This window comes from Zhongshania sp., assembly GCF_041623545.1.
Taxonomy (GTDB): domain Bacteria; phylum Pseudomonadota; class Gammaproteobacteria; order Pseudomonadales; family Spongiibacteraceae; genus Spongiibacter.
In genome coordinates this window covers 1-4,388 of sequence record NZ_JBFJWS010000270.1, presented here as the reverse complement: position 1 = coordinate 4,388, position 4,388 = coordinate 1, and the positions used below count along the sequence as shown (strand labels likewise).

Sequence of the window (4,388 nt, the reverse complement as noted above, 5' to 3'; positions counted from 1 at the left end):
GCGCTGGGCAATTTGTTCAATGGATAGATTGGATTTGCCCAAATAGTACAGTGCGCTGTCTTGGCGACATTGGGTTTTCACTTCATTGAAGCTGGTGCCCTCATGTGCCAAGCGCCGACGCAGCGTTTGGGGGTGTAAGTGGAGTTGTGTCGCTATTTCATCAATGCCGGGGGTATCGATTAAGTGTTTGTTGATAATGACGCGTACGCGCGCCGTCCAGCTTTTTTCATCGTATTGTTGAATGAGAAAAACAAGATTAGGATGCTGTAAAAAGCGCTGTAATGACTGCTCATTTTGTTGGCTCGGAAGCGCAGCTAAACTGCTGTGAAATATCATCTCAGTGCGGGGCTGATTAAAATACACCGGCTGCCCCAAAAATAGATGACGATATTCCGCCGCGTGGGCCGGTGCGGGATAGTGGAGATTAACTGCAATTAGGGGCAGGTGTTGTTGGGTAATCCAGCTGCTAAAGCGGTGGAGGTTAAACATCACCAATTCATAGGCGTAGTTTTCAAATTCGTAGGCAGGCTCACTCATTTTAATCGTTAGCCGAGCCTCATCACCGACAATGTTGAAATGTGGTTGCAAGCCCCATTCAAACATTTGATAAAAGCGGCAGTATCTCGCCAAGGCATGGCCCAAGGTTGCGCAGTTAATCACCGAATAGCACATATTGTTCCATGTGCCTGGGGTGTAACGGCCAGGCCCGTAGCCAAGAAATTCGTCTTTCATCGCGCGGATCGTGATTGTTTGTAATTTTCCTAGTTTTACGGCCGGTATACGGGCATTCTGTTGTTTGAGTAATTCGCTGGATATACCTGCGCTAGCGAGCAGCTGCTTAGGGTCTAGCCCGTTTTTAACCGCGTTGCTGATTACCGCGTGAATAAAATAATTGGCAACGGAGATGTTGCGCATTGAGGTTATATTACTCATTTCATTAACTTAATTACGGTTGCGGGGCACCAAATAGGCTTGGTGTTTCGTTTTGGGTAGTCAATAATAGCAGGGCCCTATAAGCAGGAATAAGAATCTAGGGTCGATATACGTAAAATATACTATATTCCACAGAATGTTTGTGTAATACCGTAGATATTAGGGGCGTGTACCTTGCCATGCTGGAGCATGCATAAAAGCAAGGGCAACTCAGTCCATCAAGCAAAGAGCGTAAGATATGCCAATTAGTAGAGTACGGGCCAAGAAAAAACGTACCAAAAACGCCACCCTAAGCGGATTGCCACCTATTTCAATTTTACTTTGGGCACTCGCGCCAAATGCATTCGCACTAAACTCCGAGCCCATGTTAGTTGCGCGTGTCGACGATTTAGCGAATTTGAGCCTTGAGTCGCTAATGAATATTGATGTCGTGTCAGTATCAAAGCGCAGCGAGCCTTTGCAGCAATCAGCCGCCGCCGTGTTTGTGCTTAACGGCAGCGAGATTATTCGCTCTGGCGTCAAAAGTATTCCGGAAGCTTTGCGCCTAATTCCTGGTCTCCAGGTCGCTCGTTTGGATTCTCACACTTACGCGATAACGGCCAGAGGCTTTAATTCGACCGTTGCTGACAAGCTAGAAGTTTTAATGGATGGCCGTAGCCTTTATACGCCCCTGTATTCGGGTGTTTTTTGGGACGTGCAAGACACTTTGATGGACGATATAGAACGCATCGAAGTGATACGTGGGCCTGGCGCTGCGCTTTGGGGCGCTAATGCGGTCAACGGGGTAGTGAATATTGTCACCAAGTCGGCGGCAAATACCCAAGGTGGTTTGCAGCAGTTTGGCGGTGGCGGCGAGTTTGCTGGGTTTGCTGCTTGGCGCTATGGCGGTAAAGCTGGTGAGTATGGTCATTATCGCGTTTACGCTAAAACCACTCACTATACCGCACAAGAGCGGCCGGGGGCGGGTGATGCAAATGACGCGAGAAATCACGACCAGCTTGGTTTTCGTACCGACCTTCTACTTAGCGACCGAGATAGTCTGACTTTGCAGGGCGACTTGTATAAGGCCCGAACTCATAATCAGATTAATAATAAAGAAGAATCAATTAGTGGTCATAATGTCATTGCGCGCTGGAAACATCGTTATGAAGACAGTGCCGATACCGAGGTTCAATTTTTTTACGACCAGAGTAGTCGCGACGATACAAGCACATTTATGGAAGATCGCAATATTTTTGATCTGGAAATAAAACACCGCTTTGCTGTCGGCGAGCGCCAGAATTTTGTGCTCGGTGGCGGCTACCATACAACAGATGACAATATTGAGAGTCTTAATCCAGCGGTACTTCAGTTTCTGCCTGCTAAGCGCAAAGATGAAACGGTGGATATATTTGCGCAAGACCAAATTGAGTTGATCGAGAGCAAGCTCCATCTGACCTTAGGAGTGAAATACGAAAATAATGACTACACCGGCGATGAGTTTCAGCCTAGTGCCCGCTTTAGTTACATCGTAAATGACCGCAATACGGTGTGGGGTGCGGTTTCAAGGGCGGTGCGGATTCCTAATCGTTTGGACCATACCATCGATATCTTTGGCGGCGTGCTTGTCGGCGATGAAAATTTCACTTCTGAAGAGGTGGTCGCCTATGAGTTAGGTTACCGCACAATTTTAACCCCAGTACTTTCTGCCGATGCGGCAATTTTCTACAATGAATACGGTAACCTTCGCTCTTTTACCGATAATTTTTTAAATCCGCAATCAGTGCCGGTTCGCTTTGTAAATGACGGTGCGGGCAGAACTCAAGGCCTTGAGCTTACTGTGCGCTGGGAACCGCTTCCGGAGGTAAAAGTTTTAGCCAGTTACGTTTATCAAGACATGGATGTAGCCGCCAAATTTGGTAGCCGTGATGTAAACATTGCGCAAAACAATGAAAATGATCCGAATAATCAGTTCGATATCAGGATTGACTGGGATGTTAGTAGTGATTGGTCAGTGCAGACCCGAGCGCGCTGGGTAGATGCCCTCGATGATGTTGGGGTTAAGGCCTATTCGGCGCTAGACATGACCAGTATCTGGCGAATAGCACCGAATATCGAGCTATCGCTGGTGGGCACAAACCTTTTAGACCCACAACATGCCGAGTTTAGCGGCGGTAATGAAATTTCACGCAGTGTTCATGGACAATTTACATGGCACTTCTGAGCGAAGGGTTCCGTCAGCGGATGCAAGCAGTTAATTCAGCAATACGATTTTGTCTGGCTGTATTGCTCGTCATATTTGGCAATTCCATTTTTGCCTATGCTTATGCGGAAGGCACAGAATTGGAATATCGCGTTAAGTCGGCGTTTCTATACAATTTTACTAAATTTATTGAATGGCCAGCAGAGGTCAAGAAACGGCCAGATTTTGTCATCTGCGTTGCAGGTAATTCGCAGTTACACGCAAAACTCGTTGAAACCATAGGCGACAAAAAGAATAACGGGGTGCCTATTAAATTTAGCGGCATTAAGCATCCAGGTGAAGCCCAGGGCTGCCAGATGGTTTTTCTGGAGTTTGCTGATCGAGGCCGCTTAGAAGACTGGGTGGGCGTGCTTGCCAATGAGGCGGTGTTGACCGTTAGCGATGATAGTAGCTTTGTTGAAATGGGTGGAATGATTCAGTTTGTTATTGTAGACGGGAAGATTCGTTTCGATATCAATCAGACTGCTGCGAGTCGTTCACAAATTAAAATGAGTTCGAAATTATTGGGTTTAGCGCGCAATGTTAATTAATTACTCTGTTGTTAGGTCTTATGATTCTAGGCGCTGATGTCCCAATAAGATCAAAGCTTTTGGCCGCTATTGTCGGAACGACTTCCTTGTGTCTGCTGATTACGGCCTCTGTGTTTGTAATTTATAACTGGTTCAATGTTCGGGATACATTAAATAATAATCTTTCTGCCGTTGCGGAAGTATTTACGCTGAATACGACGGCAGCGCTCAGCTTTAATGACGCGCCGGCGGCGTCGGAAGTTTTGTCGTCGTTACGCGCGAAGCGAGATGTTCTACAAGCCTGTATTTATAAAGTGGAGGCGGGTAGTGAGTACTTGTTTGCCTCCTATAAACGCGAGCTAGACAGTCAAATAGACTGCCTAGCGCAGCCACCAGAAAGTGATTTTTACACGAGTAATCACTTGGTTGTGGTCAGCCCCGTCATGCTGGGGAGTGAGCGTATTGGTAGCTTGTATATTGAACGCGGTCTCGGCGACCTTTGGGAGTCAACCCGCCTCGATAGTATGGTCGTTGGCTTTATGGTGTTAGTGAGCATCGCGATTGCCTCAATATTGTCCCTATTTTTACAGCGACTGATTTCCAACCCGATATTGGCGTTGTTGGAAACGACTAAAAAAGTATCCCTCGCCGGGGATTATTCACAGCGCGCAGTGCCAACTGGAAAAGATGAAATTGGTGAACTG

General features: G+C 46.9%; 4 protein-coding genes. 3 read left to right on the top strand and 1 reads right to left on the bottom strand.

Annotated elements, in window-relative coordinates:
- Positions 1–933, bottom strand: a 933-nt coding sequence (locus ABYT30_RS16165) for an AraC family transcriptional regulator ligand-binding domain-containing protein (protein WP_373097500.1), incomplete at its 3' end; no start/stop codon positions are given.
- 238 nt (positions 934–1,171) lie between these two features.
- On the opposite strand from ABYT30_RS16165, the gene ABYT30_RS16160 reads away from it, so the two are divergent.
- The 3 genes from ABYT30_RS16160 to ABYT30_RS16150 form a co-directional block, all read left to right on the top strand.
- Positions 1,172–3,136 carry a TonB-dependent receptor plug domain-containing protein gene (locus ABYT30_RS16160; protein ID WP_373097499.1) on the top strand — a complete coding sequence of 655 codons (1,965 nt, stop codon included), beginning with the start codon at positions 1,172–1,174 and terminating at the stop codon, positions 3,134–3,136.
- The gene (locus tag ABYT30_RS16155; protein ID WP_373078372.1) at positions 3,124–3,705 is read left to right on the top strand and encodes a YfiR family protein; all 582 of its coding nucleotides are present in this window, start codon (positions 3,124–3,126) and stop codon (positions 3,703–3,705) included. Before ABYT30_RS16160 ends, ABYT30_RS16155 begins: the two co-directional genes overlap by 13 nt.
- 59 nt (positions 3,706–3,764) lie before the next feature.
- Positions 3,765–4,388, top strand: a 624-nt coding sequence (locus tag ABYT30_RS16150; protein WP_373097498.1) for a CHASE sensor domain-containing protein, incomplete at its 3' end; no start/stop codon positions are given.